The sequence below is a fragment of the Azotobacter chroococcum genome (assembly GCF_002220155.1).
GTDB classification, from domain to species: domain Bacteria; phylum Pseudomonadota; class Gammaproteobacteria; order Pseudomonadales; family Pseudomonadaceae; genus Azotobacter; species Azotobacter chroococcum.
The window spans coordinates 4,025,841-4,052,689 of the sequence record NZ_CP011835.1; the positions used below are offsets into that span (position 1 = coordinate 4,025,841).

At 69.3% G+C, this 26,849-nt stretch carries 17 protein-coding genes; 10 read left to right on the forward strand and 7 right to left on the reverse strand.

Features of this window, described 5'->3' with window-relative positions; all coding sequences use genetic code 11:
• Positions 1-8: 8 nt before the first annotated feature.
• The 4 genes from ACG10_RS18885 to ACG10_RS18900 are packed head-to-tail and all read left to right on the forward strand — an operon-like array spanning position 9 to position 4,981.
• The gene (locus ACG10_RS18885; protein ID WP_089169382.1) at positions 9-1,076 is read left to right on the forward strand and encodes a polysaccharide deacetylase family protein; all 1,068 of its coding nucleotides are present in this window, start codon (positions 9-11) and stop codon (positions 1,074-1,076) included.
• Positions 1,063-2,364: a lipopolysaccharide biosynthesis protein gene (locus tag ACG10_RS18890; RefSeq protein ID WP_089169383.1), complete on the forward strand. Its 1,302-nt coding sequence runs from the start codon at positions 1,063-1,065 to the stop codon at positions 2,362-2,364. The genes ACG10_RS18885 and ACG10_RS18890 overlap by 14 nt, the downstream gene beginning before the upstream one ends.
• Complete coding sequence (locus tag ACG10_RS18895; protein ID WP_089169384.1) at positions 2,361-4,289, forward strand: hypothetical protein; 1,929 nt, start codon at positions 2,361-2,363, stop codon at positions 4,287-4,289. The genes ACG10_RS18890 and ACG10_RS18895 overlap by 4 nt, the downstream gene beginning before the upstream one ends.
• Positions 4,286-4,981, forward strand: a complete 696-nt coding sequence (locus tag ACG10_RS18900) for a GNAT family N-acetyltransferase (protein ID WP_089169385.1) — start codon at positions 4,286-4,288, stop codon at positions 4,979-4,981. Before ACG10_RS18895 ends, ACG10_RS18900 begins: the two co-directional genes overlap by 4 nt.
• Here ACG10_RS18900 and ACG10_RS18905 read toward each other — a convergent pair.
• Positions 4,891-6,126 (reverse strand): GNAT family N-acetyltransferase, encoded by a 1,236-nt coding sequence (locus ACG10_RS18905; protein ID WP_157731483.1) that lies wholly within the window; start codon positions 6,124-6,126, stop codon positions 4,891-4,893. The two genes, ACG10_RS18900 and ACG10_RS18905, sit on opposite strands and share 91 nt — an antisense overlap.
• A 214-nt stretch (positions 6,127-6,340) precedes the next feature.
• Here ACG10_RS18905 and ACG10_RS18910 point away from each other — a divergent pair, with 214 nt between their 5' ends.
• A complete protein-coding gene (locus ACG10_RS18910; protein ID WP_089169387.1) occupies positions 6,341-7,480 on the forward strand; it encodes a GNAT family N-acetyltransferase in 1,140 nt (379 codons plus the stop codon).
• Positions 7,465-8,253: a ChbG/HpnK family deacetylase gene (locus ACG10_RS18915; protein WP_089169388.1), complete on the forward strand. Its 789-nt coding sequence runs from the start codon at positions 7,465-7,467 to the stop codon at positions 8,251-8,253. The genes ACG10_RS18910 and ACG10_RS18915 overlap by 16 nt, the downstream gene beginning before the upstream one ends.
• A gap of 19 nt (positions 8,254-8,272) precedes the next feature.
• On the opposite strand, the gene hslR is transcribed toward ACG10_RS18915, so the two are convergent.
• Complete coding sequence (gene hslR, locus ACG10_RS18920; RefSeq protein WP_089169389.1) at positions 8,273-8,665, reverse strand: ribosome-associated heat shock protein Hsp15; 393 nt, start codon at positions 8,663-8,665, stop codon at positions 8,273-8,275.
• 118 nt (positions 8,666-8,783) lie between these two features.
• On the opposite strand from hslR, the gene rimB reads away from it, so the two are divergent.
• From rimB to ACG10_RS18935, 3 genes are all read left to right on the forward strand, one after another.
• Positions 8,784-9,254, forward strand: a complete 471-nt coding sequence (rimB, locus tag ACG10_RS18925; protein WP_089169390.1) for a retropepsin-like aspartic endopeptidase RimB — start codon at positions 8,784-8,786, stop codon at positions 9,252-9,254.
• The gene (gene rimK, locus ACG10_RS18930; RefSeq protein ID WP_089169391.1) at positions 9,251-10,156 is read left to right on the forward strand and encodes a 30S ribosomal protein S6--L-glutamate ligase; all 906 of its coding nucleotides are present in this window, start codon (positions 9,251-9,253) and stop codon (positions 10,154-10,156) included. Before rimB ends, rimK begins: the two co-directional genes overlap by 4 nt.
• 359 nt (positions 10,157-10,515) lie before the next feature.
• Positions 10,516-11,829 carry an IS4 family transposase gene (locus ACG10_RS18935; protein WP_089169946.1) on the forward strand — a complete coding sequence of 438 codons (1,314 nt, stop codon included), beginning with the start codon at positions 10,516-10,518 and terminating at the stop codon, positions 11,827-11,829.
• A gap of 12 nt (positions 11,830-11,841) precedes the next feature.
• On the opposite strand, the gene ACG10_RS18940 is transcribed toward ACG10_RS18935, so the two are convergent.
• From ACG10_RS18940 to ACG10_RS18960, 5 genes are all read right to left on the reverse strand, one after another.
• On the reverse strand, positions 11,842-13,155 hold the full coding sequence (locus ACG10_RS18940; protein WP_089169392.1) for an ATP-binding protein: 1,314 nt from the start codon (positions 13,153-13,155) through the stop codon (positions 11,842-11,844).
• A 100-nt stretch (positions 13,156-13,255) separates the two neighbouring features.
• Positions 13,256-13,996 (reverse strand): osmolarity response regulator transcription factor OmpR, encoded by a 741-nt coding sequence (gene ompR, locus ACG10_RS18945; protein ID WP_089169393.1) that lies wholly within the window; start codon positions 13,994-13,996, stop codon positions 13,256-13,258.
• Between the two features lie 103 nt (positions 13,997-14,099).
• The gene (locus ACG10_RS18950) at positions 14,100-15,449 is read right to left on the reverse strand and encodes an HlyD family type I secretion periplasmic adaptor subunit (RefSeq protein WP_089169394.1); all 1,350 of its coding nucleotides are present in this window, start codon (positions 15,447-15,449) and stop codon (positions 14,100-14,102) included.
• A gap of 13 nt (positions 15,450-15,462) precedes the next feature.
• Positions 15,463-17,634: a type I secretion system permease/ATPase gene (locus ACG10_RS18955; protein WP_089169395.1), complete on the reverse strand. Its 2,172-nt coding sequence runs from the start codon at positions 17,632-17,634 to the stop codon at positions 15,463-15,465.
• 22 nt (positions 17,635-17,656) lie between these two features.
• Positions 17,657-19,003, reverse strand: a complete 1,347-nt coding sequence (locus ACG10_RS18960; RefSeq protein ID WP_089169396.1) for a TolC family outer membrane protein — start codon at positions 19,001-19,003, stop codon at positions 17,657-17,659.
• 295 nt (positions 19,004-19,298) lie between these two features.
• Between ACG10_RS18960 and ACG10_RS18965 the strand changes: the two genes are divergently transcribed.
• Positions 19,299-26,789, forward strand: coding sequence for a retention module-containing protein (locus ACG10_RS18965; RefSeq protein WP_089169397.1), 7,491 nt, complete (start codon positions 19,299-19,301; stop codon positions 26,787-26,789).
• Positions 26,790-26,849: the final 60 nt, after the last annotated feature.

Consider the following 26,849-nt stretch of genomic DNA (forward strand, 5'->3'; position numbering starts at 1 on the left):
GAGGTCTCGTGCCCTTCACGCAGCTGATCAAGGCCGCTACCGGCTGGCTCTGCCTCGACACCCCAGCAGGACGCCGCCTGCTGCGCGGAACCGGCACCATCCTGATGCTGCACCGGGTGCTGGCCGAGGATGCGCAGGCGGCCCTGCCGCACCGCAACGCCCTGTGCATCGGCAAACCGGCCTTCGGCAACCTGCTGCACTGGCTCGAACGCCACTTCGACTGCGTGCCGCTCACCGAGCTGCTCGACCCGGCTGCCCCGGCGAACGGGCCGCCGCGCCTGGCCCTGACCTTCGACGACGGCTGGCGCGACAACGCCGAGCACGCCTTCCCGCTGCTGCAGCAGCGCGGGCTGCCGGCGAGCATCTTCCTGTCCACCGACTTCATCGGCAGCCCACGGCGCTTCTGGTGGGAGGCCATCGGCGAAACCCTCTGGGGCAGCTTCGGCGAGGAGGCCCGCGAGCAGCTCGGCGCCCGCCTGCGCCAGCACCTGAACCTGCCGGACGAGCTGCGTACCGCGCGCTCCGAGCAACGCCGCAGCCAGGCCCTCGCGCAGTTCCTGCAGCGCCTGAAAGGCCTGCCGGCGACCACCCTGCAGGAACTCGCCGACAGCTGCCCGCCCCCACCCGGGCCGCATGCCATGGACTGGCGGCAGGTGCAGGCGCTGGAGGACTCCGGGCTGGTGCGCTTCGGCCCGCACGGCGCCAGCCATGCGATCCTCACCAACCTCGACGACGACAGCCTGGAGGCCGAGCTGCGGCGCTCGCACGAAGCCATCGCCGCGCATTGCCGCCGACCGCTACCGGTCTACTGCTACCCCAACGGCGACCACGACGCGCAGGTCTGCGCCGCGCTCAGGCGGCTGGGCTATAACCAGGCGCTGGGCACCCGGCCCGGCCTGCAGCGCAGCCGCCAGGCGGTCTCGCTGTCGCTGCCGCGCATCGGCGTCAGCCACCAGGTCGCCTGTCGGCCCGCCCTGCTCGGCTGGCGCATCCTGCAAGGCGTCCGCCGCCAGGGCGCCGAGCAATCGGCAGTACAGGCCAGCGGCCTGCAGGAAGTCCGGAATGAAGTCCAGTGACTATATTCGCCAACTGCTGTTCAGCATCGGCACCAAACTGGCGATGCTCGCCCTGCGTCTGCTGCGCAACGTGCTGCTGGCGCGCATCCTCGGCCCCGCCGACCGCGGCCTGTTCGCCCTGCTCAGCGCCCTGCCGGAGCTGATCGGCGCGGCCACCAGCGGCGGGTTGAACACCGCCCTCGGCTACCAGGCGGCGCGCCAGCATCCGATGGGGCTGCTGTTGACCCTGATGCTGCTCTACGGCTGCCTGGCCTCGGCACTGGCCACCCTGGTCGGCGTGGAGGCGCTGCAGTCGTTCGGCCAGGACCTGGAGATCATGCGCCAGCTCGGCCCCTTCGCCTGGCTGCTGCTGCTGGCCGTGCCGCTGTTCGTGCTGAAGAGCGCCCTGCTCACCCTGCACAACGCCGACGGTCGGGTCGGCACCTTCAACGGTCTGCGCCTTCTGGAGTCGCTGGCGCCTTTGCTGCTGTTCCTCGCCCTGATCTGGACGTGGCCGGACGCCGCGCTGAGCGCCGCGCTGATCAGCTGGCTCGGCGGCCTGGCGCTGGTGGTGGCGGCCGGCCTCTGCCTGCTCGCCCGCTATCACAGCATCCGCCTGCGCTGGGATCCGGCCAGCCAGGGCGAGCTGCTGCGCTTCGGCAGCAAGAGCCACCCCGACGTGCTGTTCCAGCAGATGCTGATGCGCGCCGACTACCTGCTCATCGGCCTGCTGCTCGACAGCGAGCAGCTCGGCTACTACGCCATGGCCACCGCCGCCGCCGAGCTGCTGTTCATCGTCCCCGAAGCGGTCACCACGCCACTGATGAAGCGCCTGCTGCAGCAGGACGCGGGCATCGAGCGGCTCACCCCGCTGGCGCTGCGCCTGACCGGCACCGCGATGCTCGCCGCCTGCCTGTGCCTGGCCGTGACCGGCGAGTGGCTGATCGTGCTGCTGTTCGGCGACGCCTTCCGGCCGGCCTATCCGGCCCTGCTGGCCCTGCTGCCCGGCATGTTCAGCCTGTGCTACTCGAGCATCCTGCACCTGGATCTGCTCGGCAAGGAACGGCCCGGCACCCTGTCGATCTTCGCCGGCGGCGCCGCGGCGCTGAACCTGCTGCTGGCGCTGCTGCTGATTCCGCGCTGGGGCATCGTCGGCGCGGCGGTCGCCTCGTCGGTCGCCTACAGCGCCCTGGCCCTGGCCATGCTGCTGCTCTACTGGCGGGTCAGCGGCATCGCCATCGGCCAGACCCTGCTGATCCTGCCCAGCGACCTGCGCCTGCTGCGCGCCCAATTGGGGACGGCGACATGAACGGACGATGCGCATTGCTCGGCGGCCTGCTGCTCGCCGCCCTGCTGCCGGGGGCGCAGGCCCAGGAGTGGCCCGGCATCCGCGACGGCGCGCTGTACCTGCGCGCTCAACAGGGCGACAGCCTGCAGGTCGACTGGCAGCCGGCCTGGCAGGCCGAGGCCAACGCCGAGCGCCTCTACCTGCAGGCCGGCGACGGTCGCCTGCTGGCCCGCCGCGACATCGCCGCCGAAGAAGTCCGCGGCCGCCAGCAGTGGGCGCTGCGCCCCGAGGACGGCGACCAGCGCCTGGAAATCCCCGGCTACAGCTTCCGCCGCTACCGGGTCCGGCATGCCGACGACACCGCCGCGCTGTTCGAGCCGGTCAAGCTGCACTTCTGCGCCGAACTGCCGGCCGGCACGCGCCTGTACTTCCGCGTGCGCGGCGGCGAGCGCGCGCTGCTCGCCGGCAAGTACCACGGCGGCGTCGACGGCCTGTACGCCGAGCGCCTGAGCGACGGGCACAGCCTCTACCTGCCGCTGTCGCGCGACCTCCACTACAGACAAAGCGACCGCATCGAGTTGCCGGCGTCCACCGAGGACCAGGTCTGGAGCCTGCGCCTGCGCGGACGCGGCAAAGCCGCCTTCTGGCTGGACGGCAGCGCCAACCTGTTCGCCCAGCGCCCCGAGCACCTGTTCAGCCCGGAGCTCGTCCCCGGCAAGGTCGGTCTTGAACTGCACGGCGAAGTCCTCGGCCCGACGCCCAAACTCGGCGTGGCCCTGCCCTACACACCACCCGAGGCGCCCGAACTGCTCGCCCGGCTGGCGCCGCGCGCTGCCAGCTACTACAGCTTCGTCGACGCGATGACCCGCAATCCAAAGCGCGAGGAGCAGTTCCGTCCCCTGTACCTGAACCGCTATGGCATCCGTACCGACATCACCCTGCTCTCGCAGAGCGGCCGGCGCCCGCTGCTCGCCGCCAACGAGATGAGCCGCGACGGGCTGAAGGCCTGGCTCGACGGCATCGTCGCCCTCGGCGGGAAAGGCATCCATTACCTGGCCCTGGCCGACGAGCCCAACCTCAACTACCCCGACTACGCCAGTTTCGCCGCCTATTTCGCCCGGATGGCCCCGCTGCTCCGCGAGCACCCCGGCGCCCGCGAAGCCGGGGTGCGCCTCGCCGTGCCGTCTTCCTCACGCCTGATCAACGGCCCAAGCCTCAATGGCGCCAGCGCACGGCGCGGCCTGGACTGGGCGCAACAGCTGCTGGCCGAGCACGGCGAGTGGATCGACGCCCTGTCCTGGCACGAATGGATGGTCCGCGACCTGCGCGCCACTGGCGTCTACCGCGACGCCGTGCGCCAGGCCGCGCAACTGGTCGGCGTCAACGCCCACGGCCGGCCACGCAAGGCGCTGCTGCTGGAGCAGACCAACCTATCCAGCGGCAACAGCGTCAGCCCCTACGAGCAGGAAACCGGGATCGCCGCGCTCTGGTGGGCCTCGGTGGCCGTCAACGCGGCCCAGGACGGCCTGCTGGAGCTGCTCGACTGGTTTCCCGCCACCGACAACGAGAACCATGCCAAGGGCATGATCGGCCTGTCGGACGATGGCCGCTACGTCCTCAAGCCGGTCGGCGAGGCCATGGTCTTCATGCAGCGGCACTGGCAGGAGCAGGTCCTGCGCCTGGACAACGACGCCTTCGAAGTGGATGTCCTGGCCATGCGCTCCGGCGCCCGGATCGTGCTGTTCGGCGTGAACAAGACGCCACGTCATCAGGAAGTACGGCTGCGCGGCGAGCCGCTGACCTGCCGCGATCAGGAGCCGCCCCGCCTGCACCTGCTGAGCGCGACGGCGGAGCCCGGCGAGGCCCGCCTCGACTGCACCGAGCAGCCATGGCGCTTCAGCCTGCCGGGCGAAACCCTCTTCGTCCTCGAATGGGAGGCACCATGAACCCGAGGGATCTGGCCGGCAAGGTGAAACGCAAGGGGCTGTCCGGCAGCCTGCACCATCTCTGCGCACGCTACCTGTACGGCCAGCGGCACCTGCTCTGGATGGAGCGCGACCTGACCCTGGAGGCGCCAAGGCTGCAACGCCAGCACCACTGGCGCTACCCGCCGATCGGCCGGGAACTGCTGCCGGCCTTCGAACGCCACTTTCCCCAGCACCGGGCAGTGATCGGCGACCTGCTCGAAGAGGCCGGGGTGCAGGGCCTGGCCGCCCTGGACGACGAAGGCAACATCTGCGCCTTCGTCTGGTACAGCGACCGCGACTACTACGACCGCCACTACTATCGCTGCTGGTTTCCGGTCACGGCGCCGGGCGTCTACCTGTTCGCCGTCGAGGTCGCCCCCGGTCATCGCGGCAGTGCGCTGATCCTCGGCGGCCAGGAGCACCTCTGGGAACGGCTGCGGACGGCCGGCCATCAGCACGCCAGGGCGGTGGTCGATGCGCGCAATGCGCGCGCCCGCAAGCTGCTCGAACACCTGGGCTTCCAGCCGCTCGGCTGGCAGACCCGGGTGTTCACGCTGTTCGGCTGCCTGCGCCTCTGCCATCAGCCGCCGGCGGTGCGCGACCAGCTCGGCAGCCAGTCCGGCAGCCTCGCCTGGTATCGCCTCCAGCACCCCTTCAGGCGCTTCCCGTAGGGATACAGCTCGACCCAGCAATCAGCCAGGAGCGAGCCGCTGCTGAGCAGGAAGGTGCACAGCGGCTTGCGCTCCAGCCACAGGCTGTTGCTCAGGCCATGCTCCGGCGCCGCGCAGGAGTCCATCCAGCGGATGCCCTGCGCCTTCTGCTCGTGCAACAGGCGGATGCACTCGAGTTCGAGGAGCGCGCCGGGGGAATAGCGGGCGTAGTCCTCGTCGAAGGCGACTTTGAAGGCAAAGGCCCCCGGCGGGGCGAGGAAGTCGCAGAGCATCGCCAGCGGCCGGCCATCCAGGGACAGCTCGAGCATCCGCAGCTGGCCGCGCGCATAGGCGGCCGTGGCGACCTCCTCGAAGTAGCGGCGACAGGCGGCGCGGCAGCCCAGGGCCGAGCGCGACTGCCCCTTCCAGCCCTTCGCCTCCAGCGCGACGAAGGCCGACAGCCAGGCCCCGAGGTCCTCGCCGTGCGGCTGCAGCACGCGCAGGCGCAGCTCGCCCAGTTCGGCCAGGCGCCGGCCCAGCCGCCGGTATTCCTTGCGCCGCTTCGCGGACAGGGCCCGCCCCAGATAGTCCTCGGCATCGTCGCCCGGCTCGATCAGCGCGCGCGAGCGCCGGGCGCCCTCGTGGGAATGCCGGCCCTCGTCGGCCAGGGCGCTGCGCAGGGCCGTGGCCAGCGGCCCGTCGGCGGGCGCATCGCGCAGCAGCAACAGCGGATACTGGCGGCGGTGCGCCTGCAGCCAGCGCAGGAAGGCGCGCATGACCGCCGGCTCGCGCCCCTCGCGCACCAGCGGCGCCACCGAAAAGCAGTAGCGGTGGCGGAACATCCTCGCCACCTTCAGCGGCAGCAGGGCGCAACCGACCGGCTCGAGCAGCGGGAAGAAGCCGTCCAGCACCGGCCTGTCCGCGGTATCGGGCCTGCCCGGACGGATCACGAACAGCAGGGCGAAGCGCTTGTCGCCGGCCAGGTGCTCGAGGGCCGGCAGCAGGGCCCAGGGCGAATAGAACACGTTGGGCTCGCCGGCCGAGCGGGCCAGCGCCTCCCAGTCCGCCAGGCAAGGCCCGACATCTTCCAGGGAGCGGACCACCGCGATGCGGTAGCCGCCATAGAGGGACAGGCCGGAATCCTGCTCGAAGGCTTTCTGCTTCATCTTGTGCATCCTGCACCGCGCCACACGAACGTGCCGGGAGGAACCGGCCGGGACCGCCTGGCGCCGCTCCCGCGCAGGTCCGTTCAGGACTATAGACGCCGGGGGCGCGGCGCGACGAGGGAAACGTATCCATGTGATTCAAACCGTCGGTATGTCCAGCTGCTACGCTGCTGTACAGCATGCCAAGCGGCTCCCAGCGAGAACGGACCTCATCATGGACTACCGCCTGCAATGGATGACCGGCCTCTGCGCCGCCGACTTTCCCCGTGACGCCTACGCCAGGCTCCAGGCCCAGGTGCCGCAGGCCACTCCGTTCAACCAGCTCGGCTGGCTGCAGGCCGCCGAACGCGCCCTCGAGCCGGGACAGGAGCTGCAGGTGCTGCTGGCCTGGGCGGGCGACGAGCTGCGCCTGTGCCTGCCGCTGGTCTGCGCCCGCGAACGCCGCTTCGGCCTGCGCTGGACGGTGCTGCGCCACCTCGGCCATCCGCTCAGCGACCGCATAGCCCTGCTCTGCCGGCTCGACGCGGACGGCCGCCGCCAGGTGCGGACGGCCATCCGCCGGCACCTGCCGCATGCCCTCCTGCAACTGCACGAACTGGTCGAGGGCGGCGAACAGGAAGCCCTGCTCGAGGACTGGGCCGCCGCCAGCTCGACCCACGAGCGGCGCCCGAGCTGCCGGGTGCCGGTGCACGCGATCGACGAAGGCGACCGCCGCGAGCCGTCCGGCGACCTGCGCTACAAGCTGCGCCGGGCACGCAAGCGCGCCGCCGCCTGCAATGCCCGGGTACAGCGCCTGACCCCGGACGGCGCGAGCATCGGCGCCGCGCTGGAGGCCATCGCCGCCATCGAGCAGGCCAGCTGGAAGGGCGAGCAGGGCGTCGGCATCTTCTCCGGTGAACGGCGCCGGCAATGGATGCACGAAGCCTTCGGCGCGCTGGCCACGGCCGGTCTGGTGCGCATCGTGCTGCTCGAACACCAGGGGCGCTGCATCAGCTACCGCCTCGGGCTGCTGGAGCGCGGCCGGCTGTACGACTACAACCTGGCCTTCCTGCCGGAGTACGCCGAACTCGGCAGCGGCCGCCTGCTGCTGGACGAGTGGATTCGCTGGGGGCTGGAGGACGGCTGGCAGTGGATCGACGCCTCGCGGGTCAGCCTGCAGGGCTCCAGCCACCAGTTGCACGAACGCATGACCGGCGAGCTCCTGCAGCTGCGCTGGAGCTTCTACTCCTGGCGCCCCGACGGCATCGCCCTGGGCCTGGCCCATCGCCTGTGGAGCGCCGTCAAGGCCCGCCGCCTGCAGTCCGCGGACCAGCCCCCGCGCAGCAGCGGAGAACGCCCATGCCCAGCCGAGTGATCATCAATGCCGACGACTTCGGCCTGAACGGGGAAGAGAACGCCGTCATCGTCCGCGCCTTCCGCCGCGGCCTGATCAGCTCCGCCACCCTGATGGCGAACATGCCGGCGTTCGCCCAGGCCTGCGCGCTGATCCACAGCGAGGGCCTGCACGGCCGGGTCGGCCTGCACGTCAACCTCACCTACGGCCGCCCGCTGGGCAGCGCCATCGCCAGCCAGAGCTGCTTCTGCAACGCATCCGGCGAGTTCGAGCTGCATCTGCCGCGCCATCGCCTGTGGCTGAACCGGGCGGTGCGCGCGGCGATCGACGACGAGCTGCAGGCGCAATGGCAGCGCTGCCTGGACCACGGGGTGCGGCCCAGCCATCTGGACTCCCACCAGCACGTGCACAACATCTGGCCGGTCGGCGAGCGGCTGGCGCGCTTCGCCGCCGCCCAGGGCGTGCCGCTGCGCCTGGCGCGCAACCTGGGCGGCAACCTCGGCCCGGCCAAGCGGCTGTTCAAGGCGCTGCTCAACCGGCGCCTGCGCCAACTGGCCGGACGCTGCGTCGAGCACGTCTGCACCCCGGCCGACCTGCGCGACCAGCCCCTGCCGGCGCAGGGCACCCTGGAGGTGATCAGCCACCCCTGCAACCTGGGCGAGGATTTCGGCGATGCCTGCCTGGATCCCGACGAATCCCTCGCCGCCCTGCTCGAGCGCCGTCTCGGCGGCATTCCGCGGGTCGCCTACGGCGCCGTGCCAGAGCGTCCGGCAGCCATTCCATGCGCCCCATGAGCACGGCCGGACGAGCCGCCTAATGATCCTGGCGGAACTGGAACAGCTGCCGACGCTGCTTCTTGCTCGGCCGCCCGGCGGTCTCCAGGCCGAGGGCGCCGGCCTTGCGCAGGGCCGCGGCTTCCTCGCGGCGGGCCTGGCTCTCGGCGGTTTCCTCATAGAGCAGCTGGGCCTCGGGGGCGCCACGGCGCACTGCGCTGAGCGCACGGATCACCACGGTGCGCTCGTCGAAGCCGGTGCGGATGGTCAGCTCCTCGCCGATCTTCGGCTCCTTCGAGGGCTTGCAGCGCTCGCCGCGGCAATGCACCTTGCCGCCCTCGATGGCCTCCTTGGCCAGCGCCCGGGTCTTGTAGAAACGCGCCGCCCAGAGCCACTTGTCCAGGCGAACCTTTTCGTCATCTTTCTCGTTCATGCTTGCAGATCACCTCTCCCATGCCGATTCGGCCGACCGTCGGGGCCGGCGCAGACAGGTGCGATTGTCGGTCGTGCCGATTAGAATGCCTCACACCGACTGTTGGAGCGCCGCCTTCTTGAAGACATTCGACCATCTTTCGGTGATTGGTCTGCGCGAATGGATCGATCTGCCCGAGCTCGGCGTCGCCGGACTGCGGGCGAAGATCGACACCGGTGCCAGCACCTCGACTCTGCATGCCACCGAGGTGGTGCAGTTCGAGCGCGACGGCAAGCCCTGGGTGCGCTTCACCGCCCACCTCGGCACCCTGGTGCAACTGCGCCATCGCCATTGCCAGGCGCCCCTGGTGGCCGTGAAGACCATCAAGAGCTCCAATGGCCAGACCCAGACCCGCTACGTCATCCTCACCACCCTGGCGCTCGGCGATCGTGCCTGGCCGGTGGAGTTCACCCTGACCTGCCGCAAGGCCATGCGCTACCGCGTGCTGCTCGGTTCGAAAGCGCTGATCGACGGCCAGCTGGTGGTCAATCCGGCGCTGACCTACGTGCAGGACAAACCCCTTTTCCCCAAGCTGCTTGGTGCCCAATGAAAATCGCCGTGCTGTCGCGCAACCCACGCCTGTACTCGACCCGCCGCCTGGTGGAAGCCGGCGAGCAGCGCGGCCATCAGGTGGTCGTGATCGACACCTTGCGCGCCTACATGAACATCGCCAGCCACAAGCCGCAGATCCACTACCGCGGCCGCCCGCTGGAGGGCTTCGACGCGGTGATCCCGCGCATCGGCGCCTCGGTGACCTTCTACGGCTGCGCGGTGCTGCGCCAGTTCGAGATGATGGGCGTGTTCCCGCTCAACGAATCGGTGGCGATCAGCCGCTCGCGGGACAAGCTGCGCTCGCTGCAGCTGCTCTCGCGCAAGGGCATCGGCCTGCCGGTGACCGGCTTCGCCCACTCGCCGGACGACATTCCCGACCTGATCGAGATGGTCGGCGGCGCGCCGCTGGTGATCAAGCTGCTGGAAGGCACCCAGGGCATAGGTGTAGTGCTCTGCGAGACGCAGAAGGCCGCCGAGTCGGTGATCGAGGCCTTCATGGGCATGGAGCAGAACATCATGGTCCAGGAGTACATTCAAGAGGCCGGCGGCGCCGACATCCGCTGCTTCGTGGTCGGCGAGCGGGTCATCGCCTCGATGAAGCGCCAGGCCAAGCCCGGCGAGTTCCGCTCCAACCTGCACCGCGGCGGCACCGCCAGCCTGGTCAAGATCACCCCGGAGGAGCGCTCCACCGCCATCCGCGCGGCCAAGATCATGGGCCTCAGCGTCGCCGGCGTGGACATCCTGCGCTCCAACCACGGCCCGCTGGTGATGGAGGTGAACTCCTCGCCCGGCCTGGAAGGCATCGAGACCACCACCGGCAAGGACGTCGCGGGAATGATCATCGAGTACCTGGAAAAGAACGCCGAACACGGCCTGACCCGGACCCGCGGCAAGGGCTGAGCCGGAAACAGGCAACGCATGCGTTGCCCTGGCGAACGCTCCTCACAGTCCGTGTGAAAACGTAGCGAGCGAAGGCCAGGCAAGGCGAAATCAGGTGAAGAAGCGCAGTTTACGCGTTGTAAATGAGCATGACTCGCTCCGCTCGCCCCTTCGGGGCCGCACTGAAGTGCGTTAGCCGCAAGCGGCTTCTGAGCCTGATTTCAACGCAGCATGGCCGAGCGCAGTAGTTTTCACGCGGACTGCTCACACCCAGCCCTTTCAAGGTGTTTGCGTAAACTCTCCCGAGGATCAAGCGGGAGGGTAAGACGATGTGGGATGCAGTTCTGGCGCGCTTCGAGAGGCAGGCACCGGCCAGCGTCATGGCACGTCTGGCGCTGGAACGGGCGATGCCGGCCGCCTGGATCGACGAAGTGTTCGAGACTCACCGGCAACGCCAGTATCCCCGCGAGCTGCTGTTTTCCACGGTGGTCGAGCTGATGTCGCTGGTTTCCCTGGGATTGCGCCCTTCGCTGCATGCCGCCGCGCGCCAGATGGACCACCTGCCCGTATCGCTGGCGGCGCTGTACGACAAGGTCAGGCGTACCGAGCCGCCCTTGCTGCGGGCCTTGGTCCAGGGCAGCGCCCAGCGCCTGGAGCCGGTCGTCTCGGCCTTGGGCACAGCGCCCTGCCTGCCCGGCTGGCAGGTGCGCATCATCGACGGCAATCATCTGCCGGCCTCGGAGAAACGCCTGGCGCCGCTGCGCAACCAGCGCGCCGCCGCTCTGCCGGGGCATTCGCTGGTGGTCTACGACCCCGACCTCGACCTGGTGACCGATCTGGCGGTCTGCGAGGACGCCTATGAAAGCGAACGCACCGGCGTCCTGCCGCTACTGGACAGTGCCCGGCCGGGACAGCTGTGGATGGCCGACCGGCATTTCTGCACCCGCACGATTCTCCAGTCGCTCCAGCAGGGCCGGGCCGATTTCATCGTGCGCCAGGATGCCAGGCATCCGCGCATCGTTCACGAGGGACCCTGGCACGACCGAGGCAGGGTGGAAACCGGGCAGGTGCTTGAGCAGGACATCCGGCTGGACGAGGGCCAGGGGCCCTGGCGGCGCATCGAGTTGCGCCTGGATCGGCCGACGGAGTCGGGCGAGTCCGTCCTTTGGCTGTGGAGCAACCTGCCCGCGACGATCGACGCCCGGCAGATTGCCGACCTGTACCGTCGGCGCTGGCGTATCGAGGGGATGTTCCAGCGCCTGGAGTCGGTCTTGCAGAGCGAGATCCGCCGCCTGGGCCATCCCCGGGCAGCGTTGCTGGGGTTTGCCGTGGCGGTGCTGGCCTGCAACCTCCTGGCGGTGCTCAAGCGCAGTGTCGAACAGGCCCATCGCGAACAGCTTCCCGAGGGCTGGGAGGCGTCCCCCTACCACCTGGCAGTCCAGGTCAGAAGCCGTTACGAGGGGATGCTCGTCGCACTGCCGGTGGAGCACTGGCCCACGTGGGCCGACGGTTCGGCCAGCACACTGGCGCAGCGCCTGCTGGAGTTGGCACGGCACATCAAGCCCGGCCAGGTGGCCACCAGCAAGCGTGGCCCCAAGGTGAAGAAGACCCGGGAGTGGGTCGATAGCGCCGCAGCCCGCGCTCATGTCTCTACGGCCCGTGTAATCGAGGCCTCGAAAGGTAAGAGACCTTGAAAGGGCTGCTGCTCACACCGCGTCGCGCGGCAGCATCAACCCCAGCGGCAGGCAGACCCGCGCCTCCAGGCCGCCGCCCGGGCGGTTGCGCAGCTCGACGCTGCCGCCGTGCTGGGCGGCGATGCGCTTGACGATGGCCAGCCCCAGGCCGGTACCGGGGCCACTGCGGGCGCGGTCGCCGCGGGTGAAGGGATTGAAGATCTCGCCCATCTCGGCCGGGTCGATGCCGGCGCCGCGGTCGAGCACGCTGAGAACCACGTAGGGCGCGCCTTGGTCGCCGGCCACATAGGCGGCGACCTCGACCTGCTCGCCGCCGTGGCGCAGGGCGTTCTGCACCAGATTGCCGAGCAGCCGCTTGATCGACACCCGGCGCAGCGGGAACGGCGGGATCGGCTGCAAGCACAGGCACACCTTCTCGCCCTTCTGGTTGAACGGCGCCACCACCTCCTGCACCAGTTCGCCCAGGTCGAGCTGCTCCACCGGTTCGTCGCGGCCGTCGCGGATGAAGGCGAGGAACTGGTCGAGGATGGCGTTCATGTCCTCGATGTCACGCACCATGTCCTCGGTCAGTTCGGAGTCGTTGCCGAGCAGCTCCAGGGACAGGCGCAGGCGGGTCAGCGGGGTGCGCAGGTCGTGGGACACCCCGGCCAGCATCAGCTCGCGCTCGCGGCTGGCCTGCTCGACGTCGGCGGCCATCTGGTTGAAGGCGCGGTACAGCTCGGTCATCTCGCTCGGCGTGTCGCTGACCGGCAGGCGCACGCTGCGCCCCTGGCCGATCTGCCGGGCGGCGAACACCAGCAGCTTGAGCGGCGCGCTCAGCTGGCGGACGAAGATCCAGGCGGCGGCGGTGGAAAGCAGGCCGATGCCGAGGAACCAGCCGAGCACGCTCCAGATCCGCTGGCCGCGCAGCGGGTGCGGGTACATGGGGATGCGTACCCAGTCCTGCCCCAGGTTGGGCGCATGGACCCAGAGCGCCAGGTTCGGCTGGGCGCGCATCCGCACCTGGGTCTCCGGCCCCAGCTCGTCCTGCATCTGGCGCTGGAAGATCTCGCTGTACGGCCAGTGGTGCTCGCCGAGCGGCACGTTTTCCGGCGCACCGCGCACCAGGCCGGCCGCCTCGGCGATCCGCGGCTGGTCGCGCTCGTCCGCGGCCCAGTAGGCGCGCAGAGTCAGCGCGGCGCCGTGGCTGTACTGGCGATCCACCAGCACGTCCTCGTTGAGCATCAGGTAGACGAGGGTCAGCGCCTTGGAGAACAGCACTGCGATCAGCACCAGCCAGAGGGTGCGGGCGAAGAAGCTTTGCGGGAACCAGAGCGGGGTTTTCATCGGTAGGCAATCACGGAATCAGCGTCAGGGTGGAAAACCCGCCAAGCGGTTTTCCACCTCTCGGCCTGGCGACGGAAAAGGCCTGCGGCCGTTTTCCGCCCTACGACTTGTTGCCGTCCGGGACGAACACATAGCCGACGCCCCAGACGGTCTGGATGTAGCGCGGCTTGGACGGGTCCGGCTCGATCAGCCGGCGCAGGCGCGAGATCTGCACGTCGATGGAGCGCTCCAGGGCGTCCCATTCGCGGCCGCGGGCGAGGTTCATCAGCTTGTCGCGGGTCAGCGGCTCGCGGGCATGCTGGACCAGCGCCTTGAGCACGGCGAACTCGCCGGTGGTGAGCATCTGCACCTGGTCGCCCTTCATCAGCTCGCGGGTGGCCAGCGACAGCCGGTAGTCGCCAAAGCTGACGATCTCGTCCTCGCTGGTCGGTGCGCCCGGCACCACCGGCGCCTGGCGGCGCAGCACGGCCTTGATCCGCGCCAGCAGCTCGCGGGGGTTGAACGGCTTGGCCAGATAGTCGTCGGCGCCCTGCTCCAGCCCCTGGATGCGGCTGCTCTCGTCGCCCTTGGCGGTGAGCATGATGATCGGCACCGGGTTGTCGCGCTCGCGCAGGCGGCGGCAGGCGGACAGGCCGTCCTCGCCGGGCAGCATCAGGTCGAGCACCACCAGGTTGAAGATTTCACGGCCGAGCAGGCGGTCCATCTGCTCGACGTTCTCCACCGCCCGCACGCGGTAGCCCTGCTCGCTGAGGAAACGATCCAGCAGATGGCGCAGACGGGGGTCGTCGTCGACGACGAGGATCTTTTCGCCTTCCGGCGTGGCGCTGGCTGTGCTGTTCATCAAAACTCCTGGCGACGATCGTGCGCAATTATGACGCAGCCCGGGGAGGCCGGGCGGCCCACCATTGTTAGCAGATTTTACCCGTCACCAGCGGCCCGGCGAATCAGCGTTCGCGCAACGCCTCGGCGCGGGCGCGCAGGATCGGCTTGAGCAGGTAGCTGAGGACGCTCTTCTGGCCGGTGATGATGTCCACCGAGGCGACCATGCCGGGAATGATCAGCAGCGGCTTGTCGTCGCTGCCCAGGTGGCTCTTCTCGGTGCGCAGGTGGATGAGGAAGAAGCTGTTGCCCTCCTCGTCGATGATGCTGTCGGCGCTGATGTGCTCCAGCCGGGCCTTGAGGCCGCCGTAGATGGTGTAGTCATAGGCGGTGAACTTGACCATGGCCTCCTGGCCGGGATGCAGGAAGGCAATGTCCTGCGGGCGCACCCGCGCCTCGACCAGCAGGGTGTCGTCCAGCGGCACCACTTCGAGGATGTCGCTGCCCGGCTGGATCACCCCGCCGATGGTGTTGACCAGCAGCTGCTTGACCACCCCGCGCACCGGCGAGGTGACCAGGGTGCGGCGCACCCGGTCCTCCAGCGCCTTGCCGCTGGAGGCCAGCTTGGCCAGCTCGGTGCGCGCCTCGTTGAGCTGGGTCAGCGCCTCGCTGCGAAAGCGCCCGCGGGTCTCGCCGATCTTGCTCTCGATCTCCTTGATCGCCGCCTCCGCCCGCGGTATCGCCAGGGTGGTGGCATCCAGCTGGCCGCGGCTCTCGACCTCGGCGCGCTTGAGGCGCAGGACCTCGACCTGGGAGATCGCCCCGGAGGCCACCAGGGGCTCGGACATGTTGATCTCCTGGCGCAGCAGGCCCAGGCTGTTGCGGAACTGCGCCTGCTTGGAGCTCAGCTCGCGGCGCTCCTGACGGCGCTGGGTGAGCTGCTCCTCGAGGCCGGCGATCTCGTCGCCGAGCTGCTGCTGGCGGCTGCGGAACAGCGCCAGTTCGCTGTCGGCCAGCCCCGGGGCCTTCTCCCGGACCTCCGCCGGCACCTCCAGGGCGCGCCCATCGACCTCGGCGGAAAGACGTTCGACGCGCATGGCCAGCGCCAGGCGCTCGGCCTCGCTCTCGCCGACGTTGGAAGTGAAGCGGGTGTCGTCCAGGCGCAGCAGCGGGTCGCCGGCATTCACCACCTGTCCTTCGCGGACGAACAGCTCGGCGACGATGCCGCCCTCGAGGTTCTGGATCTTCTGCAGGCGCGTGGAGGGAATCGCCTTGCCCTCGCCGCGGGTCACCTCGTCGAGGATCGCGAAGTGCGCCCAGACCAGGCAGAACAGCACGAAGCCGAGGATGCCCCAGATGGTCAGGCGCACCAGTCGCGGCGCGTCCTCGACCAGCGCCCGGCCGACTTCCGGCAGCGGCGCCTCGGATTGCCCGAAAAGGCCGCCGGAGAAGCCGGTGCGCTCCGCGGCGGGCACGCTCGTCGATTGCTCAGCTGACACGGATCTGCCCCTTCTTCAGCGCTTCCATGATGACCGCCTTCGGCCCGTCGGCGACGATCTGCCCGCGATCGACGATCAGCAGGCGGTCGACCAGGGCGAGCATGGAGGTACGGTGGGTGACCAGCAGCAGCGTCTTGTCGCCGAGCATCCCGGCCAGCCGCTGGCGCAGGCGCTCCTCGCTGGTGTTGTCCATCGCGCTGGTCGGCTCGTCGAGCAGCAGGATCGGCGGGTCGAGCAACAGGGCCCGGGCCAGGGCCACGCACTGGCGCTGGCCGCCGGACAGGTTCTGCCCGCGCTCGCCCACCTGCAGCGCATAGCCCTGCGGATGCAGGCGGGCGAACTCGTGCACGCCGGCCAGCTCGGCGGCCTGCAGGACCAGCCCGTCCTCGACGTAGCGCGCGCCCATGGTCAGGTTGTCGCGCAGGGTGCCGGAGAACAGCTGGATGTCCTGGGCCACGTAGCCGATGTTGTGGCGTAGGTCGGCGATGTCCAGCTGGCGCATGTCGACGCCGTCGACCAGCAGGCTGCCGGCATCGGGCTGATGCAGGCCGACCACCAGCCGGGCCAGTGAACTCTTGCCCGAGCCGCTGCGGCCGATGATGCCGACCTTCTCGCCGGGCCTGATCAGCAGGTTGACGCCGCTCAGCGCGGCCTGCTGCTGGCCCGGATAGTGGAAGTCCAGCGCACGGAACTCGAGGGCGCCCTGCAGCGTCTGGCGCTTGAGCGGCTGCTCCTCTTCGCTGCGCTCCTGCGGCAGGGCCAGCATGTCGTTCACCGTGCGCAGCGTGACCCTGGCCTGCTGGTAGCGGACCAGGAGGCCGGAGAGCATGGCCAGCGGCATCAGGGCCCGGCTGCCGAGCATGTAGCAGGCGATCAGCCCGCCCATGCTGAGCTGGCCGTCGATGATCAGGTAGACCCCCGCGACGATCAGCGCCGTGCCGCTGAGCTGCTGCAGCAGGACGGTGCCGTTCAGCGCCAGGCCGGAGAGCATGCGCGCGCGCAGCTCCAGGCGGCTCAGGGCGCCGATGGTCTGCTCCCACAGGTATTGGCGCTCGCTCTCGGCATTGTTGACCTTCACCGCGTCGAGCCCGGCGAGCGTCTCGATCAGGCCCGACTGGCGCTCGGCGGACAGCGCCATGCTGCGCTCCAGGGTCTCGCCCAGCGGCCGCTGCAGCAGCCAGCCGAGCAGCGCGGCGAGCGGGAAGGCGAGCAGCGGAATCCACACCAGATGCCCGCCGATCAGCGCGATGACGGCGAGGATCAGCAGGGTGAACGGCAGGTCGATCAGGCTGGCCAGGGTCAGCGAGGCGAGAAACTCGCGCAGGTTCTGGAATTCGTGGATGTTCTGGGCGAAGGTGCCGACCCGCGCCGGGCGGCACTTCATGAGCATGCCGGCGATCCGCTCGAACAGCGTGGCGGAGATGATCAGGTCGGTCTTCTTGCCCGCCAGGTCCAGGCAGAAGCCGCGCAGGGTCTTCAGCAGCAGGTCGAAGCAGTAGGCGCCGGCCACCCCGATCGCCAGCACCCAGAGGGTGGCCTCGGCCTGGTTGGGCACCACCCGGTCGTACACGTTCATCACGAACAGCGGGGTGACCAGGCCGATCAGGCTGATCAGCAGGCTGGCGGCCAGGGCATCGGCATAGAGCCAGCGCGAGCGCGCGAGGGTGTCGCGGAACCAGTGGCGGGTGCGCGGGATCAGCTCCCCACGCTGGGGGTCGAGGCGGTGCCGCGGCTGGGCGAAGAACACCTGGCCGGCGTAGTCCTCCTCGAGCAGCGCGGCGTCGACCGCGACCTCGCCGCCCTCGCTCTCGCTCAGCAGCAGGCGCGCCCGGCCCTGCGCGTCCCAGCCGAGCAGCAGGGCGCTGCGCCCCTCGTGCAGCAGCAGCAGGGCCGGCATGGCCAGTTTCGGGATCTGCCGCAGGCTGCGGCGCAGCCAGCGCCCGCGCAGACCGGCGCGGGCCGCGGCGCGCGGCAGCAGCTCGACGGTCAGGCGCTGCCCGGCGAGCGGCAGGCCGGCGCTCAGCATGGCCCGGCTGGCCGGCTTCTGGTGCAGGCTGCAGAGCGACAGCAGGCTGTCGAGCAGGGGATCGTCCCAGCGATCGCGGGGATCGCCATGGGTCTGCGGCTGACCGGCGTCGAGCGCCTCCTCGGACTGGCTCATGGCGTGCCCCTGCGCGTGTTCCTCAATCAATGTTCGGCAAGGCCACCCGAGCCCGCACGTCGTCCATCGGCGCGGCGGCCATGGGCGCGACCACGCTCTGGCTCTGGATCAGCGAGCCCATCACCGCCTTGACCCGGTACTGGCTGTACATCGAGGTGAAGCGGATGTCCTCGCGCCGGCGCGAGGAGGTGAAGAGTTCGTTCTCGCTGTCCAGCAGGTCGAGCAGGGTCCGCTCGCCGATGGTGAACTGCTGCTGGTAGGCGTCGCGCACGCGGCGGGCACGCTCGGCATACTGCTCGGAGATCGGGTACTGCTGCTGGGCGTTGCGCATGGAGTTCCAGGCCAGGCCGATTTCCTCGTTCAGCACCCGCAGGGTGTTGTTGCGGATGTCCCTGGCCTCGTCGATCTGGTGGGCCTTGGACTGGATGTCGGCCTTGTCGCTGCCGCCGTGGAACAGGTTGTAGCGCATGCGCACCATCGCCTGCCAGGAGTTGTCGTGGCCCTTGGTGCCGTCCAGGTCGTCGTTGTAGCCGTTCGCCAGCTCCACGTCGAAGCGCGGGTAGTAGGTGGACCTGGCCGCCTGATACTGGGCATCGGCGGCATCCACGTCGGCTTCGGAGGAACGCAGGAAGGGGTTGTTCTGCAGCATCTCCTGGCGCGCGGCCAGCAGGTCTTCCGGCACCAGCCCGGCCAGCCCGTCCGGCGGGCTGAGATTCTCCGCCGGCCGGCCGACCACGCTGAAATAGTTGACCTTGGCGTCCGCCAGGTTGGTCTGCTCGGTGATGAGGTTGTTGCGCGCCTGCGCCAGGCGCGCCTCGGCCTGCTCCTGGTCGGCCATGCGCCCGACGCCGCGGGCGCTGCGCTGGGTGATCTGCTCGTAGACCCGTTCGTGGCTGCGCAGGTTGTATTCGGCCAGGCGCACGAATTCCTGGCGCCGCAGCACATCCAGGTAGACCTCGGCGGTCTTCAGCGCGGTGCGCTGGGAGATGCCCATCAGTTCCAGGGCCCGCGAGTTCACCGTGGCCCGCTGACGCGCCACCTCGCTGTCGGTGGCGAAGCCGTCGAACAGCATCTGCTGCAGGCTCAGCGACGACTCGCCACGGGTCAGGGTCTTGCGATGGTCTCCGTCGCCACGCGTGGTCGGATTGTCGGAACCCTCCCAGCCGTAACCCATCAGCAGGTCAACCTTGGGCAGGTAACCCCCCTTCGCCGCCTTCAGACTCTCGTCCACCGACAGCCGGGCGTTGAGCGCCGACTGGACTTCCGGATGATACTCCAGCGCACTGCGCATGGCTTCCTGCAAGGTCTGCCCGCTGGCCGGGAGGGAAATGGCCAGTGCCAGGGGGAGAAGGGCTGTGAAACGCTTCATGCTTGGGATTCCTTTCAAGCGACCGGCTGATTTCGCCTGGCAGGACGGGTGAAGCGAAACGTCAGCCAAACCGGCTCGCTTTAGGGTCCTGCGGCAGCACTGATATCACCAAGATGCCAGACTGATATTGAAGTGACATATTAGCCCCTATTGTTTAGGATCACTGCTGCCAGGGTCAATACTTTGGCAATATCAATTCGCCAGGAACCGATGTCGTCACTTTATTGACTGCAGTCATTGAAATACGTCAGTCCCGAGCGTAAAGGCCATTCCAGCAAGCGCATGGAGCATCGGTATGAGCAGTGCAGTCGCCGTCGTCAAAAGCGTCACAGGGCAGGTTTTCGTCCTCACCACGGAGGGCATCAAGCGGCCGCTCTTCGAAGGGGAACGGCTGCTGCCGGGCGAGCAGATCCTCACCGGAGCGGATGGCTCGGTGGTGCTGGAACTGGCCAACGGCGAAACCCTCCGGCTGGGCAGCTCCAGCACCTGGCAGGCCGTGGCGCAGAACGACGAAGACACTGAGCAGGCGACCGACGAGCCCGCCTCCGATCTGGAGCGGGCGATCGCCGAGGGCTTCGACCCGACCACCGGACTCGAACCCACCGCCGCCGGTCCGGGCGCCACGGGCGGCACCAACGCTTCGGGGGGCGGCCATACCTTCATCGTCCTGAGCGAGACGGGCCAGCAGCTGGACCCGATCATCGGCTACCCGACCCTGGGAATCGGCAATGCCTTCGAGGGTCCCGTGGAACGGGACCTGCTCGACCGGCCGGACGAGGACGAGACACAGCCTGTACCCGGCAACAATGCCCCCTCCGCCGCTCCCGATAGCTTCACCGTTGCCGAGGACGGCAGCGTCGCCATCGATGTGCGTGCCAACGACAGCGACCCGGACGGCGATCCTCTGACCGTCACCGCGGTCAACGGCCAGGCCATCGCCGAAGGCCAGACCGTCGAGGTCGACAACGGCCGCGTCACCCTGAGCAACGGCCAGCTGCTGTTCACCCCGACCCCCGACTACAACGGCCCGGCGTCTTTCGACTACACCGTCAGCGACAGCAGCGCCACGGCCACCGCCACGGTCAACGGCAGCGTCACGCCGGTGAACGATGCTCCGCTCGCCGCCCCGGACAGCTTCACCGTCGCCGAGGATGGCAGCGTCGCCATCGACGTGCGTGCCAACGACTCCGATCCGGACGGCGACGAACTGACCGTCACCGCGGTCAACGGCCAGGCCATCGCCGAAGGCCAGACCGTCGAGGTCGACAACGGCCGCGTCACCCTGAGCAACGGCCAGCTGCTGTTCACCCCGGCCCCCGACTACAACGGCCCGGCGTCTTTCGACTACACCGTCAGCGACGGCAGCGCCACGGCCACCGCCACGGTCAACGGTAGCGTCACCCCGCTGAACGATGCCCCCGAAACCTTCGACAGCGTCGCCAGCGGAAACGAGGACAGCGAGGTCCCGGTCACCCTCTCCGGCACCGACGCCGACGCCGACGGCGGCGTCGCCTCCTTCGTCATCCAGTCGCTGCCGGAAAACGGCACGCTGATGCTCGGCACTACCGTGCTGGCCATCGGCAGCGTGGTGCCGGCCTCCGGCAATTCCGCCACTCTCACCTTCGTGCCGAATGCCGACTGGAACGGTGAAACCAGCTTCACCTATGCCGCCGTCGACAACGACGGCCTGACAGACACCAGTCCGGCAACGGCCATCATCAGCGTCCAGCCGCTCGGCGAGCCACTTATCGAAGTGCCCGACGGCAACGGCGCACTCGCCGGCGACGCCAGCATTGCCGAGGACGCCGGCGCGCCGATCAGCGGCAGCTTCAGCGTCTCCAGCGCGGCCGGCATCGCCAGCCTGCAGATCGCCGGCACCACCCTGACCCTCGCCCAGCTCCAGGCCCTGGGCAGCACCCCGGTGACCCTCGACACCGCCAAGGGCCTGCTGACCCTGACCGGCTTCGACGGCAGCAGCGTCAGCTACCGCTATACGGTGGACGGCGCCCAGGACCACAGTGCCGGCGACGCCAGCGTGCTCGACTCCTTCGCCCTGCTGCTCACCGACGCCAACGGCCAGACCGCCAGCGACAGCCTGGACATCCTGATCACCGACACCCAGCCGCGGGCCGAAGGCGAAAGCCATGCCCTGGTCGAGGACAGCGGCAGCTACGCAGTCGAAGGCGAGGCCCTGGCCAACGACAGCGCCTTCGACGGCCCGGTGACCTTCGCCGGCTGGAGCGCCGGCAACGCCGCCCTCTACGGCAGCGTCACCCTCAATGCCGACGGCAGCTACAACTACCTGCTGAACAACGACCATCCGCTGGTCAACCTGCTCCAGGACGGGCAGGTCCTGACCGAGAACTTCAGCTACACGGTGCAGGACGCCGACGGCGACCAGGCGATCGCCACCGTCACCATCCGCATCGAGGGCCATACCGACGCACCGCCGAGCATCTCGGTGCCGGACAGCAACGGCCCGCTCCTGGGCGATCACTCCATCGCCGAGGACGCCGGCGCGCCGATCACCGGCAGCTTCAGCCTCGCCAGCGAGGCCGGCATCGCCAGCCTGCAGATCGCCGGCACCACCCTGACCCTCGCCCAGCTCCAGGCCCTGGGCAGCACCCCGGTGACCCTCGACAGCGCCAAGGGCCTGCTGACCCTGACCGGCTTCGACGGCAGCAGCGTCAGCTACCGCTATACGGTGGACGGCGCCCAGGACCACAGTGCCGGCGACGCCAGCGTGATCGACTCCTTCGCCCTGCTGCTCACCGACGCCAACGGCCAGACCGCCAGCGACAGCGTGGACATCCTGATCACCGACACCCAGCCGCTGGCCGAAGGCGAAAGCCATGCCCTGGTCGAGGACAGCGGCAGCTACGCAGTCGAAGGCGAGGCCCTGGCCAACGACAGCGCCTTCGACGGCCCGGTGACCTTCGCCGGCTGGAGCGCCGGCAACGCCGCCCTCTACGGCAGCGTCACCCTCAATGCCGACGGCAGCTACGGCTACGTGCTGAACAACGACCATCCGCTGGTCAACCTGCTCCAGGACGGGCAGGTCCTGACCGAGACCTTCAGCTACACGGTGCAGGACGCCGACGGCGACCAGGCGATCGCCACCGTCACCATCCGCATCGAGGGCCATACCGACGCACCGCCGAGCATCACGGTGCCGGACAGCAACGGCCCGCTCCTGGGCGATCACTCCATCGCCGAGGACGCCGGCGCGCCGATCACCGGCAGCTTCAGCCTCGCCGGCGCGGCCGGCATCGTTTCCCTGCAGATCGCCGGCACCACCCTGACCCTCGCCCAGCTCCAGGCCCTGGGCAGCACCCCGGTGACCCTCGACAGCGCCAAGGGCCTGCTGACCCTCACCGGCTTCGACGGCGCCACCGGCGAGATCAGCTACAGCTACGCCGTGGACGGCGCCCAGGACCACAGTGCCGGCGACGCCAGCGTGATCGACTCCTTCGCCCTGCTGCTCACCGACGCCAACGGCCAGACCGCCAGCGACAGCCTGGACATCCTGATCACCGACACCCAGCCGCGGGCCGAAGGCGAAAGCCATGCCCTGGTCGAGGACAGCGGCAGCTACGCAGTCGAAGGCGACGCCCTGGCCAACGACACGGCCTTCGACGGCCCGGTGACCTTCGCCGGCTGGAGCGCCGGCAACGCCGCCCTCTACGGCAGCGTCACCCTCAATGCCGACGGTACCTACGGCTACGTGCTGGACAACGATCACCCGCTGGTCAACCTGCTCCAGGACGGGCAGGTCCTGACCGAGAACTTCAGCTACACGGTGCAGGACGCCGACGGCGACCAGGCGATCGCCACCGTCACCATCCGCATCGAGGGCCATACCGACGCACCGCCGAGCATCTCGGTGCCGGACAGCAACGGCCCGCTCCTGGGCGATCACTCCATCGCCGAGGACGCCGGCGCGCCGATCACCGGCAGCTTCAGCCTCGCCGGCGCGGCCGGCATCGTTTCCCTGCAGATCGCCGGCACCACCCTGACCCTCGCCCAGCTCCAGGCGCTGAGCCCCGCCACCCCGGTGACCCTCGACACCGCCAAGGGCCTCTTGACCCTCACCGGCTTCGACGGCAGCAGCGTCAGCTACCGCTATACGGTGGACGGCGCCCAGGACCACAGTGCCGGCGACGCCAGCGTGATCGACTCCTTCGCCCTGCTGCTCACCGACGCCAACGGCCAGACCGCCAGCGACAGCCTGGACATCCTGATCACCGACACCCAGCCGCGGGCCGAAGGCGAAAGCCATGCCCTGGTCGAGGACAGCGGCAGCTACGCAGTCGAAGGCGACGCCCTGGCCAACGACACGGCCTTCGACGGCCCGGTGACCTTCGCCGGCTGGAGCGCCGGCAACGCCGCCCTCTACGGCAGCGTCACCCTCAATGCCGACGGTACCTACGGCTACGTGCTGGACAACGATCACCCGCTGGTCAACCTGCTCCAGGACGGGCAGGTCCTGACCGAGAACTTCAGCTACACGGTGCAGGACGCCGACGGCGACCAGGCGATCGCCACCGTCACCATCCGCATCGAGGGCCATACCGACGCACCGCCGAGCATCTCGGTGCCGGACAGCAACGGCCCGCTCCTGGGCGATCACTCCATCGCCGAGGACGCCGGCGCGCCGATCACCGGCAGCTTCAGCCTCGCCGGCGCGGCCGGCATCGTTTCCCTGCAGATCGCCGGCACCACCCTGACCCTCGCCCAGCTCCAGGCGCTGAGCCCCGCCACCCCGGTGACCCTCGACACCGCCAAGGGCCTCTTGACCCTCACCGGCTTCGACGGCAGCAGCGTCAGCTACCGCTATACGGTGGACGGCGCCCAGGACCACAGTGCCGGCGACGCCAGCGTGATCGACTCCTTCGCCCTGCTGCTCACCGACGCCAACGGCCAGACCGCCAGCGACAGCCTGGACATCCTGATCACCGACACCCAGCCGCGGGCCGAAGGCGAAAGCCATGCCCTGGTCGAGGACAGCGGCAGCTACGCAGTCGAAGGCGACGCCCTGGCCAACGACACGGCCTTCGACGGCCCGGTGACCTTCGCCGGCTGGAGCGCCGGCAACGCCGCCCTCTACGGCAGCGTCACCCTCAATGCCGACGGCAGCTACAACTACCTGCTGAACAACGACCATCCGCTGGTCAACCTGCTCCAGGACGGGCAGGTCCTGACCGAGACCTTCAGCTACACGGTGCAGGACGCCGACGGCGACCAGGCGATCGCCACCGTCACCATCCGCATCGAGGGCCATACCGACGCACCGCCGAGCATCACGGTGCCGGACAGCAACGGCCCGCTCCTGGGCGATCACTCCATCGCCGAGGACGCCGGCGCGCCGATCAGCGGCAGCTTCAGCCTCGCCGGCGCGGCCGGCATCGTTTCCCTGCAGATCGCCGGCACCACCCTGACCCTCGCCCAGCTCCAGGCCCTGGGCAGCACCCCGGTGACCCTCGACAGCGCCAAGGGCCTGCTGACCCTGACCGGCTTCGACGGCAGCAGCGTCAGCTACCGCTATACGGTGGACGGCGCCCAGGACCACAGTGCCGGCGACGCCAGCGTGATCGACTCCTTCGCCCTGCTGCTCACCGACGCCAACGGCCAGACCGCCAGCGACAGCGTGGACATCCTGATCACCGACACCCAGCCGCTGGCCGAAGGCGAAAGCCATGCCCTGGTCGAGGACAGCGGCAGCTACGCAGTCGAAGGCGAGGCCCTGGCCAACGACAGCGCCTTCGACGGCCCGGTGACCTTCGCCGGCTGGAGCGCCGGCAACGCCGCCCTCTACGGCAGCGTCACCCTCAATGCCGACGGCAGCTACGACTACGTGCTGAACAACGACCATCCGCTGGTCAACCTGCTCCAGGACGGGCAGGTCCTGACCGAGACCTTCAGCTACACGGTGCAGGACGCCGACGGCGACCAGGCGATCGCCACCGTCACCATCCGCATCGAGGGCCATACCGACGCACCGCCGAGCATCACGGTGCCGGACAGCAACGGCCCGCTCCTGGGCGATCACTCCATCGCCGAGGACGCCGGCGCGCCGATCACCGGCAGCTTCAGCCTCGCCGGCGCGGCCGGCATCGTTTCCCTGCAGATCGCCGGCACCACCCTGACCCTCGCCCAGCTCCAGGCGCTGAGCCCCGCCACCCCGGTGACCCTCGACACCGCCAAGGGCCTCTTGACCCTCACCGGCTTCGACGGCAGCAGCGTCAGCTACCGCTATACGGTGGACGGCGCCCAGGACCACAGTGCCGGCGACGCCAGCGTGATCGACTCCTTCGCCCTGCTGCTCACCGACGCCAACGGCCAGACCGCCAGCGACAGCCTGGACATCCTGATCACCGACACCCAGCCGGCCCTCGGCACCCCGGCGCCGGCCGTGCTGAACCTGGAGGCGGGCACGACGGCCATCGGCGACCTCAACCTCGAGCCGATCGTCGATCTGGATGGCGCGAGCATCAGCTTCAGGGGCGCGGTCGACGCCAGCGGCTACATTCTGTCCACCACGCTCAACGAAGACGGCACCACGACCGCGGCCTACCTGACCTACCAGGGCAGCAAGCTCACCTATGTCAGCAACCCGGACGGCTCGCTGACTGCCGTGGTCGCGGGGACCAGCACCGCGATCTTCACGGTCTCGGCCAATCCGCTGACCGGCCTGTACAGCATCGAGCTGCTCCAGGATCTGGACCCCGCCATCACCACGGCCACCCAGGAGAACTTCACCATCTCCGGCGGCAACCAGGACTCCTACACGGTCTCGGCCGCCCTTGGCGAGCAGTTCAATCTGGTGGCCACCGCCCTGGAGTCCAATGGCACGGCGGCGACCGTCAACACCAGCAACTTCTCCTTCGGCGTCTCCGACGGACAGAGCATCGATCAGGGCGAAAAACTGACCTTCCAGTTCATCGACCAGTCGACAAACGCCGCCGCCGGCATGTCCTCCCTCAGCCTGACCGCCCTGCAGCTGGGATATGGTGAAAGCCTCACCTGGCAGGCCTTCGACGCCTCCGGCGCGCAGATTGCCACCGGCACCGTTCAGGGCCAGAACAGCCAGGGCACGCACGGCAGTGCGCTGGACATCGCCTTCACCATCACGGACGCAGGCGCGCGAATCGCCAGCATCACCCTCACCAGCGACACCGCCAGCACCTCGTTCAAGCTGGAGCTCGAAGCGGTTTCCGGCCAGTCCAGCACCCATGCCCAGCAGATCGAGCTCTACGCCACCGCCGAGGACGGCGATGGCGACAGCAGTGCCGAACAGACCCTGAGCGTGACTTTCGAGCCGGAGTCGACCCTGGCGGCCGGCGACAGCGGCTCGGCCCTGGCCGGCGACAGTGCCGACAACCTGCTGATCGGCAGCGACGAGGACGACATCCTCATCGGCGGCGCGGGCGACGACACCCTGACCGGCGGCGACGGCGCCGATACCTTCGTCTGGCGCGCCGGCGATACCGGCAACGATGTCGTCACCGACTTTGCCCCCAGCGAAGGCGACAGCCTCGACCTGAGCGACCTGCTCCAGGGGGCCGGTGAAAGCAACATTCTCGAGTTCCTGCAGCTGGACCAGGGCACCTCGACCCTGCGCATCAGCACGACCGGGGAGTTCGACACGGGCGGAACCGCGGATGCGACCATCCAGCTGCAGGACGGGGCCGGCGGCGCGCTGGATCTGTCCGCCTACGGCTCCACGGCGAACGACATCATCACCGAGCTGGTCAAGCAATCGGTCGCCAAGGTGGAGAACACCTGACCGGCCTGCCCTGCCGCCTCCCGGCGGCGGCTTGCCAGCTCACCCATTGGTCATGCGAGC

Bases quoted from the DNA above. Each gene is read 5' to 3' on its own strand.
- ACG10_RS18890 (WP_089169383.1), top strand. From the start codon at position 1,063: ATGAAGTCCAGTGACTATATTCGCCAACTGCTGTTCAGCATCGGCACC.
- ACG10_RS18895 (WP_089169384.1), top strand. From the start codon at position 2,361: ATGAACGGACGATGCGCATTGCTCGGCGGCCTGCTGCTCGCCGCCCTG.
- ACG10_RS18900 (WP_089169385.1), top strand. From the start codon at position 4,286: ATGAACCCGAGGGATCTGGCCGGCAAGGTGAAACGCAAGGGGCTGTCC.
- ACG10_RS18905 (WP_157731483.1), bottom strand. From the start codon at position 6,126: ATGAAGCAGAAAGCCTTCGAGCAGGATTCCGGCCTGTCCCTCTATGGC.
- ACG10_RS18910 (WP_089169387.1), top strand. From the start codon at position 6,341: ATGGACTACCGCCTGCAATGGATGACCGGCCTCTGCGCCGCCGACTTT.
- ACG10_RS18915 (WP_089169388.1), top strand. From the start codon at position 7,465: ATGCCCAGCCGAGTGATCATCAATGCCGACGACTTCGGCCTGAACGGG.
- hslR (WP_089169389.1), bottom strand. From the start codon at position 8,665: ATGAACGAGAAAGATGACGAAAAGGTTCGCCTGGACAAGTGGCTCTGG.
- rimK (WP_089169391.1), top strand. From the start codon at position 9,251: ATGAAAATCGCCGTGCTGTCGCGCAACCCACGCCTGTACTCGACCCGC.
- ACG10_RS18935 (WP_089169946.1), top strand. From the start codon at position 10,516: ATGGCACGTCTGGCGCTGGAACGGGCGATGCCGGCCGCCTGGATCGAC.
- ACG10_RS18940 (WP_089169392.1), bottom strand. From the start codon at position 13,155: ATGAAAACCCCGCTCTGGTTCCCGCAAAGCTTCTTCGCCCGCACCCTC.
- ompR (WP_089169393.1), bottom strand. From the start codon at position 13,996: ATGAACAGCACAGCCAGCGCCACGCCGGAAGGCGAAAAGATCCTCGTC.
- ACG10_RS18955 (WP_089169395.1), bottom strand. From the start codon at position 17,634: ATGAGCCAGTCCGAGGAGGCGCTCGACGCCGGTCAGCCGCAGACCCAT.
- ACG10_RS18960 (WP_089169396.1), bottom strand. From the start codon at position 19,003: ATGAAGCGTTTCACAGCCCTTCTCCCCCTGGCACTGGCCATTTCCCTC.
- ACG10_RS18965 (WP_089169397.1), top strand. From the start codon at position 19,299: ATGAGCAGTGCAGTCGCCGTCGTCAAAAGCGTCACAGGGCAGGTTTTC.